Genomic DNA, 26135 nt, shown 5'->3' on the forward strand with positions numbered 1-26135 from the left:
ATGATCGTTTTAGAGAACTTAGAACAATTTAAAGTCGTCTACCGCGATGGTCGTAAATGGCAACGCTGTGTAGAAGCGATTGAAAACATCGGAAACATCAAAGATGGCGTGATGTATTCAATTGGTGATTCACTGGCTTACATGATTGAAGACGGTGTGGCTCGTAACACAGAAAACTTCACCGGTAATCGTCGTTACTTCGACGTGCACTACTACCTAGAAGGCCGTGAAACGGTTGAATTCGCAGCGAAATCAGAGCTAGAGCAGATCCAAGCTTATAGCGATGAAACCGACCGCGAACACCTAATGGGGAACGGTGAAACTCGTGAGCTAGCTGAAGGCCAAGTGGCGATCTTTGACAACAATCAGGCTTACCGTTTCCACGGTGATAACCGAGTTCGAAAAGTGGTACTGAAAGTGACCATTGAAGACGGTTACTTCCTCAATAAATAAACAATAACGCTATCTATTCAAAGTATGTATCGAGCCTTGCCGTTCAAGGCTCCAACATGCTGAACAAAGCCTCAATGCTTCCTCCCTACAAGGAAGCATTGAGAAATAACGACTATAATTACGTGATTCCTCGGAGGACACTATGTCTGAATCTGTACGCGGTAAGTTAGGCAAATTTGCCCTACTCTCCATGACATTTGCAGCGGTATTTAACGTTCGCAACATTGTAAACAACAACATCGAATTGGGATTGAGTTCAGCCCCTATCTTTTTGCTCGCTACCCTTATTTACTTCATTCCATTCGTGTTCATCATTGCTGAATTCGTATCTGCAAATAAAAATTCTGAGTCAGGCATGTATGACTGGCTTAAAAAACCACTAGGCTCAAAAGCAGCCTACCTAGGTTCCTTCCTATACTGGTTCGTAAACCTTTTCTGGTTTGTATCCCTGCTACCAAACGTAATCGCCTATGCGTCTTACGCGATGTTGGGCTATGAATACGCCTTCTCGCCAGTCGTCACATCGGCTATCTCGATTGCTCTGTTTGCTGCAGCAACTCACATCTCAACCAAAGGCGCGAGCTGGCTAGGTAAGATTGCCGAGATCGTGGCCTACGGTGTATTCGCTCTGTTTGCAATCTACGTTATCGGTGCACTAATGGCACTGGGCGGCAACCATGAACCAGTAGAACCAATCACGCTTGAAGCAATGACACCGACCATCAACTGGGCAACGCTAGGTATCATGTGTTGGATCTTCCAAGCAGCCGGTGGTGCAGAAACCGCAGCCGCTTACCTAAACGATGTTAAGGGCGGTCACAAGTCTTTCATCAAGGTTATCATTGGTGCAGGTATCGCAATCGGCGCAATGTACGCAGTGGGCTCTCTTCTAGTAAACGTATTCGTTGCTCGTGATGAACTGACCTACGCTGGCGGCATGGTTGAAATCTTCACAGGTATGGCGAACTACTTCGACATTTCACAATCTCTAACGGGTCGCTTCGTCGGTATTATCCTATTCGTTGCTATGTTCGGTTCGATGATGATGTGGACAGCAGCTCCAGTAAAAATTCACTTCTCTGAAATCCCTAAAGGTGTTTACGGCGAGAAGACAACAGAGCTTAACGAACACGGCGTGCCAGTACGTGCAGCTTGGTGGCAGTTCGCGTTTGTATTCGTGATGCTTGTGGTGAACGGCTTCGGCTCTGAATCTGTACAAGACATGATGAATACAGCAATCAATCTAACAGCAGGTACCGCAATGCTACCGCCAATCTTCATCATGGTGGCCTACTTTGTATTCCGCTTGAAACACGACGACACACCGCGTGATTTCCGCATGGGTACTCGAGTTCAAGGTATGGCAGTAGTATCGGTACTGATTGGTATCTTCATTGTGAGCATGACAGCATCGGCATTCCCGACAGGTGTTGACCTTGTTCAAGCCTTCTTCATCAACGTCTTCATGACAGCGGTATTCTCTGGTATCGCATGGTGGTGGATCTCTCGCTTTGAAAAGAAGCAAGCAGGTAAAGAAGCAAAGCTAGAAACGGCTAAGCAGTCGTAATCCAGAATCTATACATCTAGTTAAAAGCGCCTTAATTGGCGCTTTTTTTGTTTTAAATCAGATAATTAAAATAAAAACCCCAAAAATAAAACGGCGTTCCGTCAAGGTTTCAGTTCACGAAAAACACCAATTAATAGGTAATAAAACTCAAATAAAAACCTAGGTAAAACATTAACTAAATTTATTTACTCAAGGTCACATATTTGATCAATTTCGATTAACTTCCCGCCGCTTAATCTTTAATCTTCTTGCTGAAGAGACAAACTGATTCATATAAAGAAAGCGACAAAAAAGCCCCTACACGCCTTATAAATCGTCGCTCATGAAACAAGCAATCTCTTCAATGAACTTCTTAATCTTTAACTCTTTGTTTTGGTAATAAGTTTACTGAAATACCAAAGAAAAAAATCCCAAAGAAGTCCGATCGTAAATTTATAAAAACAACAATGAGCCAACCCTGACAAAACAAAGCGGGTGTTTGCCAAACCAACATAACAATAAAAGTGCGGCCTAGAGCTTCCCTCTCTAGGACCAAGTTATAACGATCATCAACGTGATTCACCGGAGAACATCATGTCCGAAAATAAACGCAGTACGATAGGCAAATTTGCCCTACTGTCTATGACCTTCGCGGCGGTATACAGCTTCAATAACATCATTAATAACAACATCGAGATCGGCCTTTCCTCGGCTCCGATGTTCTTTCTAGCAACCATCTTTTACTTTGTGCCATTTTGTTTGATCGTTGCAGAGTTTGTGTCACTGAATAAAGACTCTGAAGCGGGTGTTTACTCTTGGGTTAAAAGCTCTCTAGGCGGCCGCTGGGCGTTTATTTCAGCTTACACCTACTGGTTTGTTAACCTGTTCTTCTTCACCTCTCTGCTCCCTAGAATCATCGCTTACGCGTCGTATGCGTTCTTAGGTTTTGAGTACATATTCACGCCAATGACCACCGCAATTCTAAGTACTATTTTGTTTGCGGTCGCGACTCATATCTCGAATAATGGTGCGAAATTACTGGGCCCTATCACCTCACTAACATCATCACTGATGCTGCTGCTAACGATGTCTTACATCTTGCTATCTGGCGGTGCTTTGGTAGGCGGTATCGAGCCAGCTGACCCAATCACCATTGAAGCCATGACACCAAGCTTCAACTGGGCATTCCTTGGCGTAATCACTTGGATCTTCATGGCGGCAGGCGGTGCAGAATCGGTCGCGGTTTACGTTAACGACATCAAAGGCGGTCACAAGTCTTTCGTTAAAGTCATCATCATTGCCGGTATCTTCATCGGTGCGCTTTACTCGGTAGGATCTGTGTTAGCAAACGTTTTTGTTTCGCGTGAAGAGCTTAAATTCACAGGCGGCTCAGTTCAGGTATTTGAAGGGCTAGCAAGACACTTTGGCCTGTCTGAAATCTTGATGAACCGTTTCGTTGGTGTGGTTTCATTCACGGCGATGCTGGGCTCTCTGCTGATGTGGACGGCAACACCCGTTAAGATTTTCTTCTCTGAAATCCCTAAAGGTATCTTCGGTGAGAAAACGGTCGCTCTAAACAAACAAGGCGTTCCAGAGCGTGCGGCTTGGATTCAGTTCTTGATTGTGATTCCACTGATGTTCATTCCGACACTGGCGTCCGATACGGTTCAAGATCTGATGAGTACCATTATCAACATGACAGCTGCAGCATCGATGTTGCCACCGCTATTCATCATGATCGCGTACCTTAATTTACGTTTGAAGTTGGATCACTTACCTCGTGATTTCAGAATGGGTTCTCGTACGGTCGGTATTACTGCTGTGTCGATTCTTATCGCTATCTTCACCGTTGGTTTCTTCGCTTCTACCTTCCCAACAGGTGCTGACATCATGACCATCATCTTCTACAACGTGGGCGGGATTGTTATCTTCCTTGGCTACGCGTGGTGGAAGTACGGAAAATATGAAAAAAGCTTATCTCCAGAAGAGAAAAAACTAGAAGCAAAACCTGAACCGGCGAACGCTTAGTTTACCCTGCACTCTGATTTAAACTTCGGGCACTCTGATTTAAACTTCGGGCACTCTAACTTAAACTTCAGGCACTCACATTTGGTGAGTGCCTTTTTATTTGTCGGTACATTTCCACTAACCATCTCGATTAAATCAAAGCCATTCAAGAATCAAAACATTCGAACCAACAATCTAACCACCCATCAAACAATTCACCTCCCGAATACTTACAACCCTAGCCATACCTCTGCAAATTCAACTGAAAGTCAAAATAAAAACAAAGTAAATATTTACTAAAAATAGATCACACTTTTAAGCTTAATTAATTTTAAACATCAAAATTATCATTAATATTGGTTTTGCGATCGTAAGTAACCTGACCAATACGCCTTGAAGAGCACCCCATATTAGAAGTCAGAACTGCTTGCGAACCTTCATTTATAACCCCGACACAGAAGTGATTAAAATGAAAAGTAGTTTTACTAAAAACACTCTTATTACAAGCTGTATTCTTGCTGCCTTAAGTACCACTGCCCACGCGGAAGAGTCCGCAGCAAACCACAGTGATACTCAGCCTCCTCAGACAGAAACTGAAACCCTATTTAACTTTTATGGTGAGCTTGGCCTTGGTGGTCACGTGGCACTCGAAGGTGATGATAAAGGCCGCTACGCAGACGGTACTTACATTGAAGCTGGCTTGGCTATCGAGCACGGTAATTGGTTTGGTCTTGCTTATATGGAGGGCTGGACAGTACAAGCCGATGACGAAGGCAATGCTTGGGCAACGGGCCACGGCTGGGGCGGTTTTGAAGGTGGTTTCAACCGCTTTTACGCTGGCTACCGCACAGATAACAAAACAGAATTCATGATTGGTCGTATGGACTCTTCATTAGATGACGTTCAATGGTGGGGTGACCCTACGGTTGAATACGGCTACGCGATCTCAAACACGCGAGACGTGCACCTTGGTGTGAAGATTCAAAACCTAGAAGGCAAGCTTCGCTACAGCGTTTCTTTCGCGCCAGAGTCTGACTTCTCGGAAGACGATGCTCTTGTTCACTTCGGTAAATACGACAGCTTCGCAGACCAATGGAAAGATAAGAACGCCATGGTCAATGGTTACCTTCAATACGATCTGACCGACGACTTAACCCTAATGGGTGGTGGTGAAGTTCGTAACAACGATGGTGGTGAACTATTGCTATTGGGTGCTGAGTACAAAAACTTCGCCACTCGTGTTTGGCACGATACAGATAAAGGCAACCAAGAGTCTTTCGGTAGCGAGTCTGGTATTCAAACCAGTGCATGGTACGAAGCGGCACAAGGCGTTTACCTATCTGCAGCCTACAACTACGCAAACTTTGACGGTGACAATGGCGACAAAGAAATCACCTCTTACATCAATGCTGGCGTTTGGTATGAATACGGCAACGGCGCGTTTGCGACTGCTTTCGATAGCCGCTTTGGCGTAGGCAGCGACACTGAAATCGGCGACGCTCAGGTGTTCGCAATGCAATACTTCTACTGGTAATAACAGGAATTGATCATGAAACTGAATAAATCATTCGCAGCTCTCGCTATCGGTGCAGCCCTTGTCGTTACTGGTTGTGCTTCAAACTCAATCTCTGGCTCAGGCTCTGGCTCAGGCTCAGGCTCTGACACAGAGCAACTGCAAGCCAACGAATTTAAGAACGTTATCGACCGTACTGGCTCACCTGAATACATGCGTGACTACGACTTCGATGACCACCAACGCTTTAACCCATTCTTCGACCTAGGTGCATGGCACGGTCACCTACTTCCAGACAGTGCAGAAGGCATGGGCGGATTCCCAGGTACAGCACTGCTTACCGAAGAATATATCAACTTCATGGCTGATAACTTCGACCGCCTAAGCGTGTTCAAAGACGGCAAAAAAGTGGCTTTCACTATGGAAGCTTATAGCCTACCGGGCGCATTGGTTCAGACGCTAAAATCTGACGATGTGACCGTAGAAATGACGATGCGTTTTGCTTCAAACCGTACCTCTCTGCTAGAAACAAAAATCACTACCGACTCACCGGTTGAATTAGTGTGGGATGGTGAACTGCTAGAAAAGACCCACGCCAAAGAAGGCGTGGCACAAACCGACAAAACAATCGCTGAAACTTACCCTGAGTATGACCGTCAAATCGTCGCAACCGACGATGGCCTAAAGGTGACCTTCGGTAAGGTTCGTTCGACATGGGATCTACTGACTTCTGGTGAGTCTGAATACCAAGTTCACAAGTCGATTCCAACGAAAACCACGGTTGATGGTTTAGCGTTTACTTCAACGGCAAACATTGAAGCATCGACGACTATCTACACCACATACTCGCATGTTCTAACGGCAGAAGAAGCGCAAGCGGAACAGCCTGAAATCAAAAAGATCATGGCAAACCCTACCGACTTCTTAGCCGCATCAGCAGAACGTTGGGAAGGCTATCTTGAGATGGGTTTAACCAACCCGAACGCGACACCAGAGCAAGAGCGTGTTGCGGTTAAAGCGATGGAAACCCTAAACGGTAACTGGCGTGGCGCTGCAGGTGCGATGGAGTTTGACTCTGTGACACCATCCGTGACGGCGCGTTGGTTCTCGGGCAACCAAACTTGGCCTTGGGACACATGGAAGCAAGCCTACGCAATGGCTCACTTCAACCCAGATGTAGCGAAAGATAACATCCGCGCGATGTTCGCTTACCAAATTCAGGCTGACGATGCCGTTCGTCCTTGGGATGAAGGTTACGTGCCCGATCTACTCGCTTACAACCTAAGTCCAGAACGTGGCGGCGATGGCGGTAACTGGAATGAACGTAATACCAAACCAAGCCTAGCAGCATGGTCAGTAATGGAAGTCTACAAAACCACCAGCGACGAAGCTTGGCTACAAGAGATGTATCCAAAACTAGTGGCATACCATGATTGGTGGCTACGCAACCGTGACAACAACGGCAATGGCGTTCCAGAGTATGGCGCTGCTCGTGACAAAGCACACAACACACCTGAAGGTGAAATGTACTTCACCGTGGTTCGTGGCGATAAGCACGAAACAGTCGTAGGCCAAGCTGAACTGGATAAAGTGGTAGCAGAAGGCAACTATGACTACATCGAGAGCCCAGCTCAAACTGCGGCATCTTGGGAATCAGGTCGTGATGATGCGGCAGCATTTGGCTTCATTGATAAAGACCAGCTAGACGCATACGTTGCAAACGGTGGTAAGCGCAGCGATTGGGATGTTGAGTTCGCTCAAAACCGCGCTGAAGACGGCACTTTGCTTGGCTATTCATTGCTGCAAGAGTCCGTTGACCAAGCAAGCTACATGTACAGCGATAACAAGTACCTAGCAGAAATGGCTGACATTCTAGGTAAAGACGCAGAAGCGAAAGAGTTCCGTGAAAAAGCAGAGCACCTATCGAACTACATCAACACCTGTATGTTCGACGAAGGCACTAACTTCTTCTATGACATTCGTATTGAAGACAAGCCTTTAGCCAATGGCTGCGCAGGCAAACCGATTGTAGAGCGTGGTAAAGGCCCTGAAGGTTGGTCACCATTATTCAATGCTGCTGCCACTCAAGCTAACGCTGATGCAGTTGTCTCTGTAATGAAAGATACAGAAGAGTTCAATACCTACGTTCCACTAGGCACAGCAGCGCTTTCTAGCCCTGCATTTGGCCCAGACATTTACTGGCGTGGACGTGTATGGGTGGATCAATTCTACTTCGGCCTAAAAGGCATGGATAGCTACGGCTACCGTGATGATGCGATTGAAATGGCAGGTGCGTTCTTTGACCACGCCGATGGATTAGTTCAAGACGGTCCAATCCGTGAAAACTACAACCCACTAACCGGCGAACAACAAGGCGCACCAAACTTCTCTTGGAGTGCGGCTCACTTGTACATGCTTTACAACGATTTCTTTACTGACGCAGAGTAAATCGAACCTTTTTACCTGTCCTCTGAGATTCATTAATACACCGGTTCAATAAGATACTGCGAATTAACAAATTTCAGGCTTTGGCACTCAGCGTTATGTTGAGTGCCTTTTTTATATCTGAAGTAACGTAAGCGAAAAACAAGCACTTAGACCATTTGGCCTACCATGATCCTTTTACTCTGTTCGTTGTACTCAGCTAACACAGGCAAGCTTTTACTCACAAAAAGCAAAGAGTGCTCTTGCTATGAAATCCCATTCAAAAATTTCATCACCCTCACTGAAATATTGAATTCTGAAGAATTATTCGAATTTTATTTATCCTTATTAGCCTTCCGGACATTAATTTGATAGTCGTTTACTAAATAATAGCTAAACTATAGTGTCGCCTACCCCTTTTTTGAGAAAACCTAAATGCCTAATGCTGATTCCACCCTAAACAAACGTATGGGAATCGTTGCGCTCACCTGGCCAATTTTTATCGAAGTTCTTTTAAGAACCGCACTCAACACCAGTGATGTATTCATGTTATCGGGATACTCGGACAAAGCCGTGTCTGCCGTTGGTGTTATTTCTCAGATATCCTTTTTCCTGATCATTGTCTCGACCATGGTCAGCAGTGGTACGGGTATTCTAATCGCGCAATACAATGGTGCTTCCCGCACTCAAGAGAGCGCTCACGTGGGTGTAGCAAGTATCATTCTGGCCATTATTGCCGGTGTGCTACTGAGTGTGATTGCCGTTCTTGTTGCTGAATATTTTATCCCGCTTTATCAACTCGAACCTCAAGTCGAACAGTACGCGCAAGAATACCTGTTCATCAGTGGTGCTCTCACCTTCAATGTAACCATAGGTGTGGTTCTCACCACTATTTTGCGCAGTCATGGCTATTCAAAGTCACCGATGGTGATCAATATGATTGCAGGTGTCATCAACGTATTCGGTAACTACTGTGCCTTATATCAACCGTTTGGTTTGCCTGTATACGGCGTGCAAGGGGTTGCGACCGCGACCGTCATTAGCCAAGTAATCGGAATGTTGATCTTGATTGGTGTGGTCAGAAGCAAAGGGATTTATCTACCAGTGAAGCAGTTTAAATCTGTGCCGAAAGCCATCTATCAAAAAATCATGAAGATCGGCTCGATGAACGCTGGAGAAGTGCTCTCTTATAACATGGCTCAGATCAGCATTACCTTCTTTGTAGTGCAGATGGGTACGTCTTCACTGGCTGCGTTTACTTACGCACAAAACATCGCTCGCCTCTCTTTTGCGTTTGCACTGGCAATTGGTCAAGGCAGCCAAATCCAAACAGGCTATTACATTGGTAAGGGTTGGATCGACGAGATTACCAAGCGCGTGCAACGTTACTTTGTGGTTGGCTTTATCGCGTCAACCGCGATCACCTGCATGGTGTATGTGTTCCGTTTCGAAATTCTCGATCTGTTCACGCAAGATCCAGAGATCATTGCGCTAACGGCGGCACTGATTGCAGGTTCCATCATTCTTGAAGCTGGACGAGTATTTAACCTTATCTTTATCTCTTGTCTAAAGGCTGCTGGCGACATTAAATTCCCGATCAAAATGGGCATTCTCAGCATGTGGGGCATTGGGGTTGCCATGAGCTATTTGCTTGGCGTGCATTGGGGTTATGGCGTATTGGGTGCTTGGATGGCAATCGCGATGGACGAGTGGTTCCGTGGAATCATCATGGCCTATCGCTGGCGAGCTAAGAAATGGACTCGATTCTCTTTTTAGGTTGTTGTTGATACGTCGAAATTTATCTCGACCAAAAGAAAAAAGCGCTAGGGGGAGCTAGCGCTTTTAAGACCAACTAAGTCCGTTTAGCCTGGTAGATTTTTAAGCTATATCATGAGGATATAACCAATTTTTTTACTTAGGTAAATCAAAAAGCCTATTCTTTACGACTGCCTTGAGTCGTAAATTAAGTATAGTCGGGTTCTTATAATAAACCGGATTTTTCTAAAATTAATTCATATGAATTTGACGATTAACCGACACAATAAACTATTCGGAAATCACAGATGAGATCGCATTAGTAATCAGCTTTCTAAGTAGTTTATTTTTATCATCTAAATGCTTTGCCTTTCTATAAACAAGCTGGATATCAAAATCTGGAACATCAATTGGTGGCTTCACAGCTAGTAAGGTTTCTTCACTATCCACATCCTTGCGCGCGACTAGCTTGGGGACAATACACAATAGTTCTCTGCCACGAATGAGTCGTTTAACAGTTAAAAAGTTACTGGAAGATATCGCGACTTTCCGGCTTAAGCCGAGTTCACCTAAACGAGTGTCCACTCCCGTCTTTAAAGCCCCTGCAGGGGAAACAAGCGCGTGCTCGACAGCAACAAATTGTTCTAGCGACATCGGCTCCTCAATGGATAGAACCGATTGATCAAGTAAACAAACATGTCGCTCCGTATACAAATGCTTTGTTCGATATTGCTTTGGTACCTCACCAAAGCTGCCTATCGTCATATCAAGCTTGGCATCGTCAAAGACTTGCTGATAGTTAGATCGATTTACGTTGAACAACGCAATTTGAGAATCAGGAGAGGACTGTTTAATGAGATCAAACAACACTGGAGCAAACATCTGCTCGGCATAATCGGTAAGACCAATCTTCCAACTGCCTTTGTAAGTTGTTGCATCAAATGATTTAGAGAGTAGTACTTCAGATTGAATGGTATTGAGCAAGGCATCGACAGTACTGGATAATTCAATCGCTCTATCCGTTGCTTCCATCTTGCTACCTACCCGCTCAAACAGAGGATCATCAAACAACTTTCGAAGTCGTTGAAGGCTATGACTCATTGCAGACTGACTGACATAACAGCGCTCAGCCGCTTTACTTACACTGTTCGTTTTGTATAACGCTTGCAGAGCTATCAATAAGTTAAGATCGATACCTTTCCAGTTAAAATCAGCCATCCAGAAGAACCTATTTCATTAATAGTTATAATTAAAACAATTAATTTGAATCATAGTGCAAGTCACCATAAATTACGCCAAACATTTATCTGGAATCGATCATGCTTTCAATTTTTAAAACCTTTTTCTGGCTTGGCTGGATTAGCTTTGGTGGACCAGCAGCACACATTGGCTACTTCCGTAAAACCTTTGTTGAGAAACTGAATTGGTTGTCCGACGAAGAGTACGGGCAGATTGTCGCTCTTAGCCAATTTCTACCGGGCCCTGGCTCAAGTCAGGTTGGCTTTGCGGTTGGCTACAAGAAAGGTGGATTAACAGGTGCTATTGCTGCATTTGTCGGCTTCACTTCCCCATCTGTGATTCTGATGCTGATATTGGCGTTAGTCAGCAACCAGCTATTGGAAGCACCACTTTTCAATTCAATCATTCACGGGCTTAAGTTATTAGCGGTAGTGGTTGTGGCTGATGCAACCTTTGGTATGTACAAGAACTTTTGCCAATCGAAGATAGCAACCGCCTTATGTGTGATTTCCGCGATTGTTCTGCTACTGATTCCAGGCATCTGGCCTCAAGTTTTAGTGCTTCTATTTGCAGCGATGATTGGCAGTAAGTTCTTGACATCTCAAGAGCTCAAAACGATACCTTCAACGCAAAAAATATCGGTAACGCCTCTCGTGATTTTTGTTGCTTTGCTGGTTGGTCTGCCTCTATTCAGTGCTTACTCTCAAGGTATTGAAGTGTTTGGCCTGTTCTACCAAGCAGGTAGCTTAGTATTCGGCGGCGGCCACGTGGTACTTCCGTTGCTACAAAATGGTATTGGTGACCAACTGTCTCAAGATGCCTTCCTAACAGGTTATGCAGCAGCACAGGCAGTACCAGGGCCTATGTTTACACTTGCGACTTACTTAGGTTATGTATTGATGCCATCGGCACCGATCACAGGCGCACTACTCGCAACGATTGCTGTGTTCTTACCGGGCTTCTTATTACTACTCGGTGTGTTGAAAAACTGGCAGGCGATTGCAAGCAAACCTTTAGTGGCTGGCGCTCTTACTGGTGTGAATGCGGCGGTTGTCGGTTTATTGTTGGCAGCGCTATATCAACCGATTTTCACAAGCGCAGTGAGCAGTGGTTTAGACTTCGCTTTGATCATTGTTGGCGTGTGGCTACTAAAAACAATGAAGATGCCAATCGTATGGATGGTAACTCTGTTTATTGCAATAGGGTTTGGACTCGGAGTCATTTAATATAATGCCCACTAATTCTAATTAGTGGGCATTATAATTTTCGGATTATGCGACCGTTGAGATAGTCGTTATTCTTCTATCTGTGTAGAGGTTGGACTGGCATCGTCTTGGTTAAAAGACTCTGGGGGAATATACACATCAGCACGTCTGTTTTGAGCTCTACCTTGAGAAGTTTTGTTACTTGCGATTGGCTCAGACTCACCCAAAGACTTCAATGTCATCTTCTCTTTTGAAACTCCATAAGTAAAAAGCTGTTCAGAAGTGCTTTGAGCTCGATCTAGCCCCAAACCTTGATTGTAAGCTTCACTGCCCACCCAATCGGTATGGCCTTCAACGGTCACTAGGTAGTCATTGTCTGCGAGATGTTTTGCCACATCAGCAAGCACTTCACGAGCAAGAGGGGTCAGATAATAACGATCAAAGGCGAAGTTAACACGAGCAACGAGCTGCCCTTTGTCACTATCGAAGCTAGCAATACCAAGGTTTGATATATAAGTGAGACAATCACTTGGATCAGTGATCAACTGTGAGCGCTTAAGAAGCTCCCACTTGAGAGCTGGATCATGACTTCCCTCATGAATTTGCCAATAGCCATCACGATGACTAGCCACCCCTTGAACTTCACCAATTTCGATGGTGTGAGAATACTCTGAAAAAGTATTCCCACAATATTCTACTACCTGATCACTAATCTCCTGCCCATAACTAGAGAAAGAAACAAGCATACCTAGTGCTAGCATTGTATTTTTCATCTTTACTCACCCGTATAGTCTCGATACACCAGTACCTCGAGATCCTTTTTGAATTAGCTCTTCGATTCGTTGTATTAACTCCTCCCTATCACTAACATCAATAATGTCTGAGCCAGGGTCAATCACACAATCTTGAAACCCACTTTGATCACTTGCATTAAAATCAATGCCAATCACGCCGATGAACAAACTGCCGTTCTCAGTCATGAAATGCTCTCTAGCCTCATCACAAAGGCCATTATCGACTAAGTTAGGGAGTATTCCATTATTAGGAAACTCCTGACCATCACTAAGAATGATGATAATTTTCAACTTTCCGTTGTACTCTTCAATTTCCTCAGGTGTCGCGCTACTGTCTGGTTGCCCATCATTGAGTACCTGTAAACCGCGAATCAAACCTTGGTAGGCAGCTGTATTACCACCAGCATTCATACCTTGCACAACCTCAACTTCATCAATATCACTCGTTAAAGGAAGTACATAGTGTCCATTACCTGTTGTTCTTACCATTCCAGAGTGGTAGAGAACATTGTCGGCAGACCTAAAATGAAAGTTAAATTCAGCATCATCAATCTTATTATTGAACATGTCATCTACTGAGTTTGAATAGTCAACTAAGCTTGCGATCTCAAGTCTTCGTCCATTCATGCTCATAACACTTTCAACTGTTTTCGCCTCATAAAACTGCCAAGATTCTTGAGTTGGACAAGCGTCCACATCACTGGCACAAGCACGAACAGTATCTCGTGACTTATTGGCCCAATATCCCCAATCCACCTGCTCATAGGTTCTAGTAAATGAACCGTCCGCTTTATACCTTAATTGACTACCCGCATAGAGCGAGTCTGATATTTTGTCTTGTACTCTCAAATTAAAAGGAACTATAGCTAATCGGTTAAGGATAATCGTATCTCCAGCCCGAGGTACAAGTATTCTCAAAGCTAGCTCGTCAACCGCAACTTTCAGAGAATCAATTTTTTTTGATATGCTTGAAGTCCCCTGTGACCAGTTACGTGTCATAGAGCCTGAAAAATCAGTAACTAATACGACATCAACGATCTTATCGCCGAGATATTCAGGGTATTTTGCAGCTTCCGCCTCACCAAATAAAGGTTGAGTGTCCTCAAACGATGGTACGAGGTTGAGAGCAAACCATGAGTCATATACCGTCGTTGCATCAACGTCATAACCAATTATCTCTGTATTATCGTTTTCGAGTGTTGGTGCTTGATAATTGCGCTTTGTTGTCACCTTCACGCTACGAACTTCTCTTACATAATCTTTAACATAAAGCTCTGCCATCTCTTGTGCACTTGCAGCTTTATCATCAATAGTAATTGCAAGTGCAGCTGCTTGTGCTGAGTCGCGTAGGCGACTTGACTCAGTAATATATCTAGCCCCCTCGACAGCAAAAAAAGTGACTCCTAAAATAGGGACTAACGACAAACCTAGCCAGACAGCAGCAACGCCTGCTTGCCTTTGTAAGCTGATAAACTGTGATTTCCCGTGTCTGTTCATACTACCTCCCTACCATCACTGAACTGGATGATATGATCATTGTTGAAGATGAAGGATCTCCCCAAACACGCGAAAACCACGAATCGCTTTCAACACAAAGTGATACTTGGTAAAGCGGAAAAATGATCCCATCCTCTTCAGGAACCAATTGTGTTTTTTGCTCAATACCAAGTGATGAACAGCCTAAAGTGCCATATCTTGGCGAGGCAAATACACTCCGTATTGTTTTGTCTTGTAATGATTCAATTTGAATTGCAACATTGTTACTATTTGTATTTAACAGTCTCCCCGAGATACTCTGCATCTCAGTTAAGTCCTGTTGAGATAAATTAAAACGCTCATCATAAAAGCGTGTTCGCTCTTTTAAAACATTTACGATAGAGAAGGAAGCTCGATCAAGTTGAGCACGAACTATAAGCTTATGGCTTACATCAGTCATGAAGTAGAAAAGTGCAATAAGTACAATCAGTACCAAAAATAACTCTATACTGAACGACCCTTTACATTTATGAAAAGACGTATGTTTGGTCATATTCATCACTCCCACCCCTCGTGCTCTAGGGTTAGCACAATCGTTCTTTCTATCGGCTCTTCTTGTTGTAAAAAAAATGGCCAAATTGGTTTATGGTTATAAACTAACTTGATCTCAGCAATATTATACCCTTCATCATTAAGGACGAGATCCGCGTCTGATGCACTGACATTTGAAATGAAATCCGCATAACTTTTATAATAAAGTCCAGACACCTCAAATTCGTCTTTAGGGGAGAGAAATGACCATAAGGCATCTGGGGAGTTTTTTACCGACTTCAAAACAGTATCATAGCTATTATATGAAGAAGATCCTTGATGTACTGCTGCAGCTCTTACTGATTCCCTCAAAGAATATTCGAGTAAATTAATTGCATAAATACGATACCCCATTTCAAATATCATCACAGTTGCAACAATTAAAACAATCGCACCAAGAGAAAACTCTACCGTGGTTACTCCTCTTTCTTTATATTTACACTTCAACCATTTCATATTAACCACCTACTCTAAGTTGAGCGGGGAGATCACTCTAGCTATTTGTTGTAGCTCTCTTTGTGAATACTCTTCACCGAGTAACTTTTCAGCACTTCGCATATCACCTAATTTAATAAATGCAATAGCTAGGTTAGCTCTGACTTTTTTATTTGCTGGGTTTCTGTTGTAAACAGGAGAGAGAATTCTTACAACCTCTGAATATTTATTTTCGGCAAACTTAACCATGGCTAAATTATTTTTAACCGCAATATCATCATAGCCTTTCATTCGAGCTCTATTAAATGCATTTTCAGCGTGAGGGTATCTTCCCAGCATACAATAGGAAATCCCCATCATCATTTGAACATCAGAGCTTTCATTGCCTATCTCAACAGATTTTCTAAAACTGTCTACCGCCAAATTATCTAAACCATCGTGGTGGTAAATCTCCCCTCTTAATTGCAGTAAATCTTGATTTACTACACCCTGACTAATCAAGTAATCTGAATAAAACCGAGAGGATTCAACATCCCCAAGTTCAAAGTAGGCTAGCGCTAAGGATTGCAGAATTTTAAAGTCATTTGGGGTTTGAGAAAGTTCGTACTTATAAGCATCAACTAAACCTTCGTAGTTTCCTATTTTCTTCAAACTCTCTATATCTGCATAGCCTTCACTACCTGGTTGTGGTGAATTTGACACACAACCGGATAGAATAAAGAAAAATAGTAACACCATAGTTTTTAAAATAATCATAACTGTGCACCTAAATTAAAATTCATCTGTGACACGCCCGGAGCCAAAATAAGTATCACGATAGGGAACATGATTAGTAAAATTAATGGAATACTCATTTTCGCAGATAACTTCCCCATCTTCTCCTCTATATTAAGCAATTGCATCTTTCGCATATCTTCCGCAAGATCTGCTAATATATTCGCAACGGAAGAACCATACTGTATATTTTGGATAATGGTTAAAACAAAACTAGAAACTTCTGGAGCGGGAAGTCGATTAGATAAATCATTAAGAGCCCTATCAATACCTTTAATCTTCCCGGAGTCGGCAGTAATTTTAACTTGATAACATAAGTTTTTATCAAAACCTTGAAGTTCCTTAGCTAAATAAGAAAATGAAGCTTCTATTGTCATTCCGGTTTGGACACAAACAGCCATCATATCCAATAAATATGGTAGGTTTTTTGATATTCTTTTCACCACTATCTTTTTTCTTAAATCAAGTATCATATCAGGTAAAATTACAATCGTTAGTATTCCTAAACATCCATATAACGCTAAGTTCATTAAAGATATATCTAACCAAAGTAAATAGATTGTATAAACTGCGATCAAGAAAATTTTAAATGGGAAGTAAAGTATAGCGAGACCTTTGGTGTGAAATCCCGCATCTTTGAGTCTCTGCTCCAACTCTTTACGATTCTCCTTACCAAACTTAACAAGGAAACTCCCCATTTTATGTGTATTACTTTTTCTTTTGTTTAATCCAAAAAACTTATCCATTCGCTTTTTCTTTCGGCTAACAAAATACAAATCAATGAAAAGTACTGAAAGTATGATGACCAAAGCCACAACTCCGTAGGTAATCATAACTTGACCCTCTTAACTAGCAACCAAACAATGAATAATCCCAAGACCTCACTACCAACCACATAATAAAGAATCCACCTACCCTCAGGATCATTTAAAATAAAATCGATATTTGCTGGATGAATTTGACTTATTATTAATACAAAAATAATTGGAATTGCGGCAACCACTTTAGCTGAAATTCGAGCTTCCGAGGTCATTGCCATTTTTTTCATCTCCATGGTTCGCGCATCAACAAGGACTCGAATCAACCTAGCCAATACACCTTTGAGCTGACCACCGCGACTTAAGTTAGCTCGGATAGTAATAGTAAAAAAGATATACTCAGGATAAGGAAATGCGCGACACGATCGCTTAAGAACATGCTCTGCATTCTCACCCAACTTCAAACGCTCCCCCATATCTTTAAACTGCCGACCGATCTCTCCTGACATATTGTCACCAACAAAACAAAATGCCTGCATCAAGCTTTCGCCAGCAGTTACCGCACTCATAAGAATATTTAGTGCATCAGGAAACGTTTGCTCAAAATTTCGACGTCTTTTATTTTTTAAGTATTGATAACCGGTAAAAATTAAGAAGCAGGCCAGCAAGGCAAAGTAGAGATAAGAGTTTAAGGTTAAGAAATTAAAGATAATAAGGTAGGAAACCCAAACCGAGAGAATGACATATACAATCGCAATAAAGTTACCTCTTGGACCAAGTACCTCTATGGTGGGAGAGAGATCATGCTTAAACTCAGACCAGCGTTTTTTGCCAATAAGAGATTGGAAATTAATCGCGTCAATACCCTCATCATCAGTTTGAGCTGCCGGAAAATAGTTTTTAACTTTTCCTTTCTTACTCGGGATAAGTAAAAAGCACGCAAAACCAAATAGTATGAGAGACAGCCACAATATATTCATGAACCCTCACCTCTAAATGACTGCATCAACTCATCATATAACCCATAGAAATGCGCTTTTTTAACCAGTTGCGACCGCTGCATTATCCCCTCTGTTGTGAACTTACCTCGAACTACCTCGCCGTAATTGACTTCGTCATACTGAAAAGCAAAAATTTCTTCCATCACAACGCTGTCACCCTCTAGGCCGACAATTTCTGATATGCTAGTGACCTTTCTCGTTCCGTCTCTAAGTCGGTTCACCTGGACAACAACTTCGATCGCACTAACTATTGCTCGTCTAATCGCATCTAGCGGCTGGTTTAGGTTCGCCATCATGACCATAGACTCAACACGGCCAATAGCATCTCTAGGAGAATTGGAGTGTAAGGTTGACATAGAGCCTTCGTGACCGGTGTTCATTGCCTGTAACATCTCAAATGCCTCTGAGCCACGACACTCCCCAAGAATTATTCTATCGGGTCGCATCCGCAGAGCATTAATAACCAAATCTCGCTGCGTAACCAAACCTGTACTTTCTATACTCTCGACTCTAGTTTCCAAGCGAACTAGATTCGGCTGTTCTAAGCGAAGTTCAGCCGCATCTTCGATAGTGACAATACGCTCGTCATCGCTAATGTATTGTGAAAGAGCGTTAAGTAATGTTGTCTTACCAGAGCCCGTCCCTCCAGAAATAAGTATATTAAGTCGACACCGTGATGCGATAGAAAGAACTCTAGCCATATCAAATGACATAGAATCAAATTCCACCAACGATTCTAAATCAATATTTTGCTCTCTGAACTTCCGAATCGATATCGTCGTTCCATCAAGAGCAATTGGAGGGATGACGATATTAACCCGACTCCCGTCAGCTAGGCGAGCATCAACAGTTGGAGAAAGTTCATCGACACGTCGACCAACGCGCGAAGCGATCTGTTTAGCTATATTTAATAGTTGGGCCTCATCAACAAAAGTAATATCCGAACGCTCAATCTTGCCATGCTTTTCAAAGAAAACATTATTTGGTCCATTAACCATAATATCAGTGATAGCATTATCATCGACTAATGGTTGAATTGGTCCTAAGCCAAATAACTCATCCAACATACTTTTGACAATACTAGAACGCATCATCGTGGTTACGGGACGTTCATAACTTTGAGCAAGTACATCTACTGCACTTTTGACTTGAACTTCAAGCTCGCTTCGAGACATACCCTGAATAGCCTCTACATCTAAAGCCTCAAAGATCTGCATCCGAAATGACGAATAAATCTCTTTATTAGAACTCATCTACCCACCAATCGAGATAGCCAGCTATGTGGCTTGCCAGAGCTTTGTCCATTAATTAGGCTCGTCAGTTCTTCAATCGCATTATTGACGCTTCGTTCATGCTTATGAGCACGCTTACCTTCAATCAGCAAATGAGAAAGCTTCTTGCAATACACCATATTTAGATCAACTTTCGCACCAAGATATTTATCTAGGTCTGACTGCTCTATAACGAATGTACTTTCAGGACGATGATGATTAGCAAAAGTAACGACTCGGATTCGCTTACCGATTGAAATCTGTTTTTGCTCTAACGTTTCTAGGAGAGATTTTGCGTTGCGAATAGAAGAAACTGAAGGCTCAAAAACCACGACAATAACATCATAAGTTTCCACGAGTAGCTGAGGGTCAACTCTGAAATCTATGCTGCCCGAAAAGTCTTCGATAATGAAGTTGGTATTTCGGCTCATCAGTTCACATAATATCTGGTTGTAATTAAATATTTTATCTTGATTACTCTCTCCTTGAAGAGCAAGTAAGCGAAATGATTTACGAACTTTAGTCAAATATGACAACGCACCTTCGGTGTCTAACTCATGAATAGGAACAGCAAATTCATCAATTGCTTTTGAGCGAAAATCTTCTAACCCCATTAACACATCAATATTCGAATCACTGTACTGGTGATCGACCAAAATCGTATCAATATTTTGCGATGATAATTTAGAGCCTAGTTCAGCAGTGATAAAGGAAGTACCAATCCCTCCCTTACTACCAACAACAGCTACCCTCTTAGCTTTTCGTTTTTTACTAACTCCGGTATATGTCTCTAAATTTTTATGTACATTCATAACAAAATCAGAGAACTCGAGCTTATTTATCGGCCAGAGTAAGTAATAAAATCCCATCTCTTTTAGATCTCTAAGAGTCGAGATAGAGTCTTGCCCGCCAATAACAATAACGCCTTTTCGTGTTGGTAATTTACTTGCTATTTCCTGAGCATCAACCAAGATATCTTGGGATTCTGTTAGATCGAGTATGACGATATTATCCGTTTGTTCAGAATAGAACTTGGGAGACAAAGCTTCCCTCTTAATGCAATGCGGCTCATTCCATCCCTCAAATTGAAACATCTCTTTGACTAAATCTGAGCATTCTTTTGATTGATAAATCAGAGCACAACTAGCAGGGCCATTCGTTAGCTCAACAACTTGAGGTGTTGTGTCTTTTATATTTTTGACGAGATCAAACATAACTAGATTCCCTCTACCAATCTTTCCTTGTGAGCGACCTGACGAACTCTCGCTGCCTCAGAGAAACAATTACGGCTAAATTCCGAGCCTTCTATTTGGGGAATATCACACTTTTGGGTCACTAGAGCGTGATAAGTGATCGTAACTTTAAGATCTTTACTCTGTTTTCCGTTTTGTTGAATCACAAATGATTCAGCTGCCAAAGGGAGACTAGGAAAATAGGCGACAGCTTTGGTCACAACTTGTTTACCTTGATTGGTACGATACTCAAATAGATATGAAGCTCCAGGATCAACCTCCTGCACTTTCTGCAACAAACCTACAAGCTGCGCCTGCGTCTCTCTCAATGACATCACAGTAAATGTATAAGTGTGCGTTTCTGGGTAAACCAAATATTCCACGCCTTTTCCATTGAAGTAACGTTCAGTACAACCAGAGAGCAGCAATATAAATAAAACAGCAAATAAACAATGTCTCATCGGATAAACCCTCCTTCAGAAAGCAACTCAATTGCCGGCTCATTCCCTTTGATGGCCGGAGTCGGATCTCCAATATTTAACCAACGGTAAAAGGTCGATGTGCGCTGTATTTGTGGAATTTGAACATCTTTACTTTTTAATGGTTTAACCAGATTAACGGTTGCAACAATGATCAACTCGGTACGACGACGATCCGTGTTTGATTTTCTGAATGCAGCACCAAGTAATGGAATGTCTCCGAGCAACGGTGTTTTCTGTAGCTCTTCTAAGTCAGAACTACTCATTAAACCACCCAAGACAAAGCTATCACCATCTCCTAACTCAACAGTTGTCATTGCGCGTCGGGTAGCCAATTGCGGAACTTCAATGCCTGCTGCTTGAATATAACGTTCAACTTCACTCACTTCCGGCATAAGTTGCATGCGAATTCTTTCGTCACTATGTACCTTTGCCGTAAGCCCGAGGCGAACACCATATTCACGGAAAGTAATGTTAATAGCGTCACCAGTAGCGACAATAACGGGTATCTCACCACCAACTAGGAAACTTGCCGACTCTCCAGAAACAACCGTCAAATTTGGTTCAGCAAGGATTTGAGCTATATTTTCATTCCCCAAAGCAGTAATAACTGTCGTCAAGTCTGCGGCATCAAATTGTTGGAATAAAAATTCCCCAACGTTAGCCCCAACACTTGACCAATCAACACCAATAGTTTGCCCAAAGGTTTCAGTTACTTGAGCCACCGAAATTTTAACGTTAACTTGCTGTACAGAAGCTACTTTCAGTTGTTCAATGATTCCATCCCACGTCATGTTTCTTGCAAATATGAGCGATTCAGATTCTGGTACAGAGATAGTTTCACTCTCATACGTGAATTGCTGAGTATCTTCATATCGAGCTACTTTATCCCTAGACAGCAATGTAGCGATTAGACGGTATATATTGTCACGCTCTTCCTCACTATTTACGACACCACTGACAACGACCTGCTCACCAATAGACTCTATTTTTATATCAAGATTTGGATAGAAAGCGCGCAACTGTCTTCGTACGTGACTCAAGTCAATATCGACAACGATACGCTCGGAAAGCAAAATCTTCTTACCTTCTCCATAAATAATTATCTTTGATTGGCCTATTTCCTTAGCGAATACAACGATTGTGTTCTCATCCACGACGTTATAATCAGCAATATCAGGAGCACTAATGAAAACTGTGGATATCGGCTCACCAACTCGAATGTGATGACCGTCATTTTGAGTTATGTAGGTATCTGCGTTCGCTTTGAATGAAAGCGATATGCATAACACTATCAACCAGTATTTAGGTAATAACTCTAAGAGTTTTTGTATTTTCATTAGAGTTCATCTCCCTGATTGGATAAACGACTTGCCCCTCTTAGCTCTGCAACTCCACTGTAGTTTTCAATAACATTTCGTACATCAGCCTGAACCGGCTTTTCATATTCATAAGAACGATATACTTCAAGGTGCATCGTCTTCTCGGCGATAGAAAGTCTTGCTATATCAGTAGGATCTATCTCTAATATTATGATAATGGCGTCTTCTTGGCTTGCCTGAGTATCGGCTCTTATCAAAGAGTCACTTTCTTCGTTTTGCTCTACACCCAGCACTTTGGCATTTCTTAGTAAATGTTTTGCATGTACCCCTGTATACTCAATTGTTGCTTCTTCTACAGAGAGATTATCTTGAGGAGAGCTTATTGCTAGTATGTCTACAAAGACACCAGGTCTGATATAACCGGCGACCAAATTTTCACGGCTCACCTGGAGAGGAAACGGCTCTTTTCCATCAGAAATCAACAAATCTATATAGCCTGCATTTCCTTTTGCTACTTGAAATTCAGGCATCACTAAACGGCCCGCAGTTATATTTCGGTTCAGTAACGTAGAGGGGGAAAAATCGAGTTCAACGTCTGAGCGTACGCCTTTTTCTAGAGCCAAATCTAACAAGACTTGTTCTCTAACGACCTGCTCAGAAGACACAGGCTTGCCTCTATCTAGATCTGTCTTCGCACGCCAAATTTGGACGTAAACGTCTTCTTTTTTAGGTGAGGTAACGGCATTTTTAGTTTGATTGTCGTTCGGATTTAAAAGTAAACCGTATACCCCTAAACCTATTGCAATCAAAGCAATGATAATGGCTAATCTGGAACGCATTACACTTCTCCCACATAGATGTACTGCATTATCGAAAAGACAAACCCGAAAGATATTGCTATACCATACGGAATTCCGAAAAGTTTAATTAGTCCTAATTGAAACCGATTATCTATGAATTGGAGAATCAAATAAACCAGAGCTAACAAGCCTCCGATAACAGTTATTACTACATATGTATAAGGCCAAAAGCTTGAGGGGGTTGCTAAACTCAATGCAGCCATTAATTTAATGTCTCCGCCACCGATCACTTTTAAACCATATATAATCAAAAGCACAAAATATAAAAACGCTAATGAATAAATATACTCAATAGAGAAATGATTATGACCAATTAACATAGATAGAAACAAAGCACACCCAACTGCTTTATTACTAATCCGACGAAACTTTAAATCTGAAAATACAACATATGAAAGCAATAATAATAAAGAGCACAAAAGCATGTGCTCTGTGTATTTAATCTGTCCCATAAATAATTTTTCTTAAGGACTAATATTAGGTTAATTATTCTTTAAGAAGCTTCGCTTCCTGCCCTAATTCTGTACCCAAGTTTTTAAACCCAAGAGCCAGTTCATCAACGAAACCTTTATCGCTGAAAAAAGCTGTCACTAACAAAACAGCCATTGCAATAGCAATCAAACCATATTCAATAGCTGTCACACCTCTCTCGTCTTTTCTTAGATCAGCAATAAAATTTGTCGTATACACGTAAAGTTTAGTAATCATGATGCCATCCTTTTTTCATGCTTCTAGTGCAAAGCAATTAGATCTTAGTAATCAGATCACTTTCTCACATTCGGTTACTATCGGTTTCCCCGATATCCAAACCCAAAATACACGCGATTTAAAAGTGGTTATTTTTTCATATTACCTATCTAATTAATTTAAAGGGATTTAGCTTCTAAATTAATATTTATCCTTGAAAATTAAGTTTATTGCACCCAAAGTAAAAGTGTGATCTTCGTCACACTTTAATTTCAAATAGTGCCAATTCAAATTATTAGTATTAGTCTAATACTTACGGTGCAAAGTCTGCAGGAGGGATATATGAGGCTCACTTTAGACAATTTAATCTCATTTCATACTGTTGCCTCTGAAGGTTCGTTCAGTTGTGCTGCGAGGAAACTAGGTAAATCGCAATCAACGATAAGTGGAGCGATAAAAAATCTAGAACAAGATTTAGGATATTTTCTTTTTGATAGAGGTGGTCACACGGTATCATTAACCGATAAAGGAAAAAAAATATATGCGCTAACCACACCAATAATAAGCAAACACAAAGAGTTAAGTAACATTGCTAAAAATCTATCAAATTCAAATTTAACAAAAATAAAAGTAGGTATTGACCTACTAATGCTAAATTCAAATGTAAGAAATGCTCTTGTTGAATTTTCCGAGGAGTTTCCAGAAGTTGAGATAAACGTTGTAACAAAACCAAGCTATATTTTAGGTGATTATATCAATCGTAAAAAAATTGATATCGCGATAGGAAATCCCTATCACAAAACCATCTATAACTTTAATATAGAAGAATTATTTTTAGTTAATTGCATTTGGGTGGCGAGTAAAGAAGTCGTTCAAAACTCAAAATTCAATTCACAAAACAATCGATTGTTATTGCTTGATGGATATAAAGATATTATTGATTATTCCATCATTTCAAGCCATAACATTTGGGTATTGGATGATATTAGTACTATCCTTGAACTCTGTAGCGCAGGGAAAGGGATAGCCCTTCTTCCTCAGCATATCATTGAAACCAAAACAGTAATGAACAAATTAATAAAAATACCCAGTGATACTCAATTGTTTGGTAAGCAAATATATGCGTCTCTGATCTGGCCATTGCACAGTGAATTTGGAAAATATCATCAGTGGATTCATAACAGACTAAGAAGTACCTATCACCTATGAAACATGAACAACAACTCTATTAAAATATGAAGTATCTCTGCCTTTCAGTTTCATTGATATTAATTAGTTTTAATAGTGAGATCTCAGCGAAAGTGACTCATATGAGAGACTCGATAAACTCTTATGAAGAACTGCAAGAAAATCAAAGATTGCAGCGAATTGTGGTTCCGAAAAGCAAAAGAATACACGAAATACGAGCTTCCAAAACCGATCCACCCGTACTTCTATCCCATAAAATCACTGACAGCGTCAGCAATAAATATACAATATATCAAACTCACATTGAGCGTTCTGCAACAAAGTGGGAAATTCCATCATCATTAATCGTTGCTATGATACACGCCGAAAGTTTCTTCGACCCAAATGCTGTTTCCCACGCCTCTGCTATTGGATTAATGCAAATTCTTGTTAATGGTGGGGCTGCTGAAGTTTCACGCGAACTTTATGACAATAGACCTATCAGAGCACAAGATCTCTTTATCCCTGAATTCAATATTGATGTAGGGACCGCTTATTTGCATCTCTTGGAGACGAAGTATCTCAACAACATTCGCTCCTCTAGCGCGAGAAGACTACTAGCAATTGCTTCCTATAACTGTGGCTTATCTAATCTAATGAAATACTCCTTCGGTGATAAAGACATCAGTTCATTCTCCAAAAATATCAATAAGTTATCAGTTGATGAGTTATATACAATGCTAACAACACAATTACGTATTGCAGAAACAAGAACTTACGTAGCAAAAGTGTACAAACTAAACAAGCAATACCAAGCCTTGCTCAACTGATGCATATATTCTTATATGGCGATGGCGATCATTAAATTTCTAACCTAAAATTTGAATTGATAACAGCTCTGGTAATTGAATACAGTGGCAGGGTTGTTTCGATAATATCTTATAATAAACCGTGGACTTACACGTAGCGGATACCGAATCAAAAATAGCTGTAATTTCTTATCAATGTGGCTACAAGGATGTGTCGTATTTTTCAAGAATTTTTAAGAAAAGGACGGGCGTAACCCCTGCAAGCTACAGACGTGCCTGCACAGATAACAGAAAACGCTAATTTTACTCCCTAAAAGAAAAAATCATGGTACATTTA

Annotated in this window: 24 protein-coding genes and 1 pseudogene; 10 read left to right on the forward strand and 15 right to left on the reverse strand. The window is 41.7% G+C overall.

All coding sequences use genetic code 11. The features are described from left to right. The 6 genes from A6D97_RS06295 (at nucleotide 1) to A6D97_RS06320 (ending at nucleotide 9719) form a co-directional block, all read left to right on the forward strand. Nucleotides 1-453: a beta-galactosidase subunit beta gene (locus tag A6D97_RS06295; RefSeq protein WP_017066026.1), complete on the forward strand. Its 453-nt coding sequence runs from the start codon at nucleotides 1-3 to the stop codon at nucleotides 451-453. A gap of 142 nt (nucleotides 454-595) precedes the next feature. Further along, complete coding sequence (locus tag A6D97_RS06300; RefSeq protein ID WP_017063320.1) at nucleotides 596-2020, forward strand: amino acid permease; 1425 nt, start codon at nucleotides 596-598, stop codon at nucleotides 2018-2020. Between the two features lie 573 nt (nucleotides 2021-2593). Further along, nucleotides 2594-4027: an amino acid permease gene (locus A6D97_RS06305; RefSeq protein WP_065584019.1), complete on the forward strand. Its 1434-nt coding sequence runs from the start codon at nucleotides 2594-2596 to the stop codon at nucleotides 4025-4027. A 448-nt stretch (nucleotides 4028-4475) separates the two neighbouring features. Then, the gene (ygjJ, locus tag A6D97_RS06310) at nucleotides 4476-5540 is read left to right on the forward strand and encodes a protein YgjJ (protein ID WP_004734431.1); all 1065 of its coding nucleotides are present in this window, start codon (nucleotides 4476-4478) and stop codon (nucleotides 5538-5540) included. Nucleotides 5541-5555: 15 nt separating this feature from the next. After that, nucleotides 5556-7967 carry an alpha-glucosidase gene (ygjK, locus tag A6D97_RS06315; protein ID WP_065584020.1) on the forward strand — a complete coding sequence of 804 codons (2412 nt, stop codon included), beginning with the start codon at nucleotides 5556-5558 and terminating at the stop codon, nucleotides 7965-7967. Nucleotides 7968-8378: 411 nt separating this feature from the next. After that, the gene (locus A6D97_RS06320; RefSeq protein WP_017060807.1) at nucleotides 8379-9719 is read left to right on the forward strand and encodes an MATE family efflux transporter; all 1341 of its coding nucleotides are present in this window, start codon (nucleotides 8379-8381) and stop codon (nucleotides 9717-9719) included. A gap of 270 nt (nucleotides 9720-9989) precedes the next feature. On the opposite strand, the gene A6D97_RS06325 is transcribed toward A6D97_RS06320, so the two are convergent. After that, nucleotides 9990-10916, reverse strand: a complete 927-nt coding sequence (locus A6D97_RS06325) for a LysR family transcriptional regulator (protein ID WP_065584021.1) — start codon at nucleotides 10914-10916, stop codon at nucleotides 9990-9992. A 101-nt stretch (nucleotides 10917-11017) separates the two neighbouring features. On the opposite strand from A6D97_RS06325, the gene chrA reads away from it, so the two are divergent. Next, entirely contained in the window at nucleotides 11018-12163 is a 1146-nt protein-coding gene (gene chrA, locus A6D97_RS06330) for a chromate efflux transporter (RefSeq protein ID WP_065584022.1), read from the forward strand. 68 nt (nucleotides 12164-12231) lie between these two features. Here the strand turns inward: chrA and A6D97_RS06335 are convergent, their stop codons facing one another. The 14 genes from A6D97_RS06335 to A6D97_RS06400 form a co-directional block, all read right to left on the reverse strand. Further along, nucleotides 12232-12915: an OmpA family protein gene (locus A6D97_RS06335; RefSeq protein ID WP_065584023.1), complete on the reverse strand. Its 684-nt coding sequence runs from the start codon at nucleotides 12913-12915 to the stop codon at nucleotides 12232-12234. A 6-nt stretch (nucleotides 12916-12921) separates the two neighbouring features. Next, nucleotides 12922-14433 carry a pilus assembly protein gene (locus tag A6D97_RS06340; protein WP_065584024.1) on the reverse strand — a complete coding sequence of 504 codons (1512 nt, stop codon included), beginning with the start codon at nucleotides 14431-14433 and terminating at the stop codon, nucleotides 12922-12924. Nucleotide 14434: 1 nt separating this feature from the next. Continuing rightward, complete coding sequence (gene tadF / locus A6D97_RS06345) at nucleotides 14435-14965, reverse strand: tight adherence pilus pseudopilin TadF (RefSeq protein WP_065584053.1); 531 nt, start codon at nucleotides 14963-14965, stop codon at nucleotides 14435-14437. A 5-nt stretch (nucleotides 14966-14970) separates the two neighbouring features. Beyond that, nucleotides 14971-15459 (reverse strand): TadE/TadG family type IV pilus assembly protein, encoded by a 489-nt coding sequence (locus A6D97_RS06350; protein WP_065584025.1) that lies wholly within the window; start codon nucleotides 15457-15459, stop codon nucleotides 14971-14973. Nucleotides 15460-15468: 9 nt separating this feature from the next. After that, nucleotides 15469-16194, reverse strand: coding sequence for a tetratricopeptide repeat protein (locus A6D97_RS06355; protein ID WP_065584026.1), 726 nt, complete (start codon nucleotides 16192-16194; stop codon nucleotides 15469-15471). Continuing rightward, nucleotides 16191-16958 (reverse strand): type II secretion system F family protein, encoded by a 768-nt coding sequence (locus A6D97_RS06360; RefSeq protein WP_346393665.1) that lies wholly within the window; start codon nucleotides 16956-16958, stop codon nucleotides 16191-16193. The genes A6D97_RS06355 and A6D97_RS06360 overlap by 4 nt, the downstream gene beginning before the upstream one ends. A gap of 83 nt (nucleotides 16959-17041) precedes the next feature. Next, complete coding sequence (locus tag A6D97_RS06365; RefSeq protein WP_083190212.1) at nucleotides 17042-17944, reverse strand: type II secretion system F family protein; 903 nt, start codon at nucleotides 17942-17944, stop codon at nucleotides 17042-17044. Nucleotides 17945-17946: 2 nt separating this feature from the next. Next, on the reverse strand, nucleotides 17947-19224 hold the full coding sequence (locus tag A6D97_RS06370; protein ID WP_065584029.1) for a CpaF family protein: 1278 nt from the start codon (nucleotides 19222-19224) through the stop codon (nucleotides 17947-17949). After that, on the reverse strand, nucleotides 19221-20456 hold the full coding sequence (locus A6D97_RS06375; protein WP_065584030.1) for a chromosome partitioning protein ParA: 1236 nt from the start codon (nucleotides 20454-20456) through the stop codon (nucleotides 19221-19223). Before A6D97_RS06375 ends, A6D97_RS06370 begins: the two co-directional genes overlap by 4 nt. 2 nt (nucleotides 20457-20458) lie before the next feature. Further along, on the reverse strand, nucleotides 20459-20935 hold the full coding sequence (locus A6D97_RS06380; RefSeq protein ID WP_065584031.1) for a hypothetical protein: 477 nt from the start codon (nucleotides 20933-20935) through the stop codon (nucleotides 20459-20461). After that, a complete protein-coding gene (locus A6D97_RS06385; protein ID WP_065584032.1) occupies nucleotides 20932-22293 on the reverse strand; it encodes a pilus assembly protein N-terminal domain-containing protein in 1362 nt (453 codons plus the stop codon). Before A6D97_RS06385 ends, A6D97_RS06380 begins: the two co-directional genes overlap by 4 nt. Next, nucleotides 22293-23114 carry a Flp pilus assembly protein CpaB gene (gene cpaB, locus A6D97_RS06390; RefSeq protein ID WP_065584033.1) on the reverse strand — a complete coding sequence of 274 codons (822 nt, stop codon included), beginning with the start codon at nucleotides 23112-23114 and terminating at the stop codon, nucleotides 22293-22295. Before cpaB ends, A6D97_RS06385 begins: the two co-directional genes overlap by 1 nt. Beyond that, nucleotides 23114-23587, reverse strand: coding sequence for a prepilin peptidase (locus tag A6D97_RS06395; RefSeq protein ID WP_065584034.1), 474 nt, complete (start codon nucleotides 23585-23587; stop codon nucleotides 23114-23116). Before A6D97_RS06395 ends, cpaB begins: the two co-directional genes overlap by 1 nt. A gap of 34 nt (nucleotides 23588-23621) precedes the next feature. Beyond that, the gene (locus tag A6D97_RS06400) at nucleotides 23622-23843 is read right to left on the reverse strand and encodes a Flp family type IVb pilin (protein WP_065584035.1); all 222 of its coding nucleotides are present in this window, start codon (nucleotides 23841-23843) and stop codon (nucleotides 23622-23624) included. 321 nt (nucleotides 23844-24164) lie between these two features. Between A6D97_RS06400 and A6D97_RS06405 the strand changes: the two genes are divergently transcribed. The 3 genes and pseudogenes from A6D97_RS06405 to A6D97_RS21445 form a co-directional block, all read left to right on the forward strand. After that, nucleotides 24165-25031, forward strand: a complete 867-nt coding sequence (locus tag A6D97_RS06405; RefSeq protein WP_065584036.1) for a LysR family transcriptional regulator — start codon at nucleotides 24165-24167, stop codon at nucleotides 25029-25031. A gap of 101 nt (nucleotides 25032-25132) precedes the next feature. Beyond that, nucleotides 25133-25819 (forward strand): transglycosylase SLT domain-containing protein, encoded by a 687-nt coding sequence (locus tag A6D97_RS06410; RefSeq protein ID WP_157939983.1) that lies wholly within the window; start codon nucleotides 25133-25135, stop codon nucleotides 25817-25819. Nucleotides 25820-25955: 136 nt separating this feature from the next. Then, nucleotides 25956-26099 (forward strand): annotated as a pseudogene (locus tag A6D97_RS21445) (AraC family transcriptional regulator); the annotation flags it as partial. Between the last annotated feature and the right edge of the window lie 36 nt (nucleotides 26100-26135).

It is taken from the genome of Vibrio sp. ZF57 (assembly GCF_001691235.1).
GTDB classification, from domain to species: domain Bacteria; phylum Pseudomonadota; class Gammaproteobacteria; order Enterobacterales; family Vibrionaceae; genus Vibrio; species Vibrio crassostreae_C.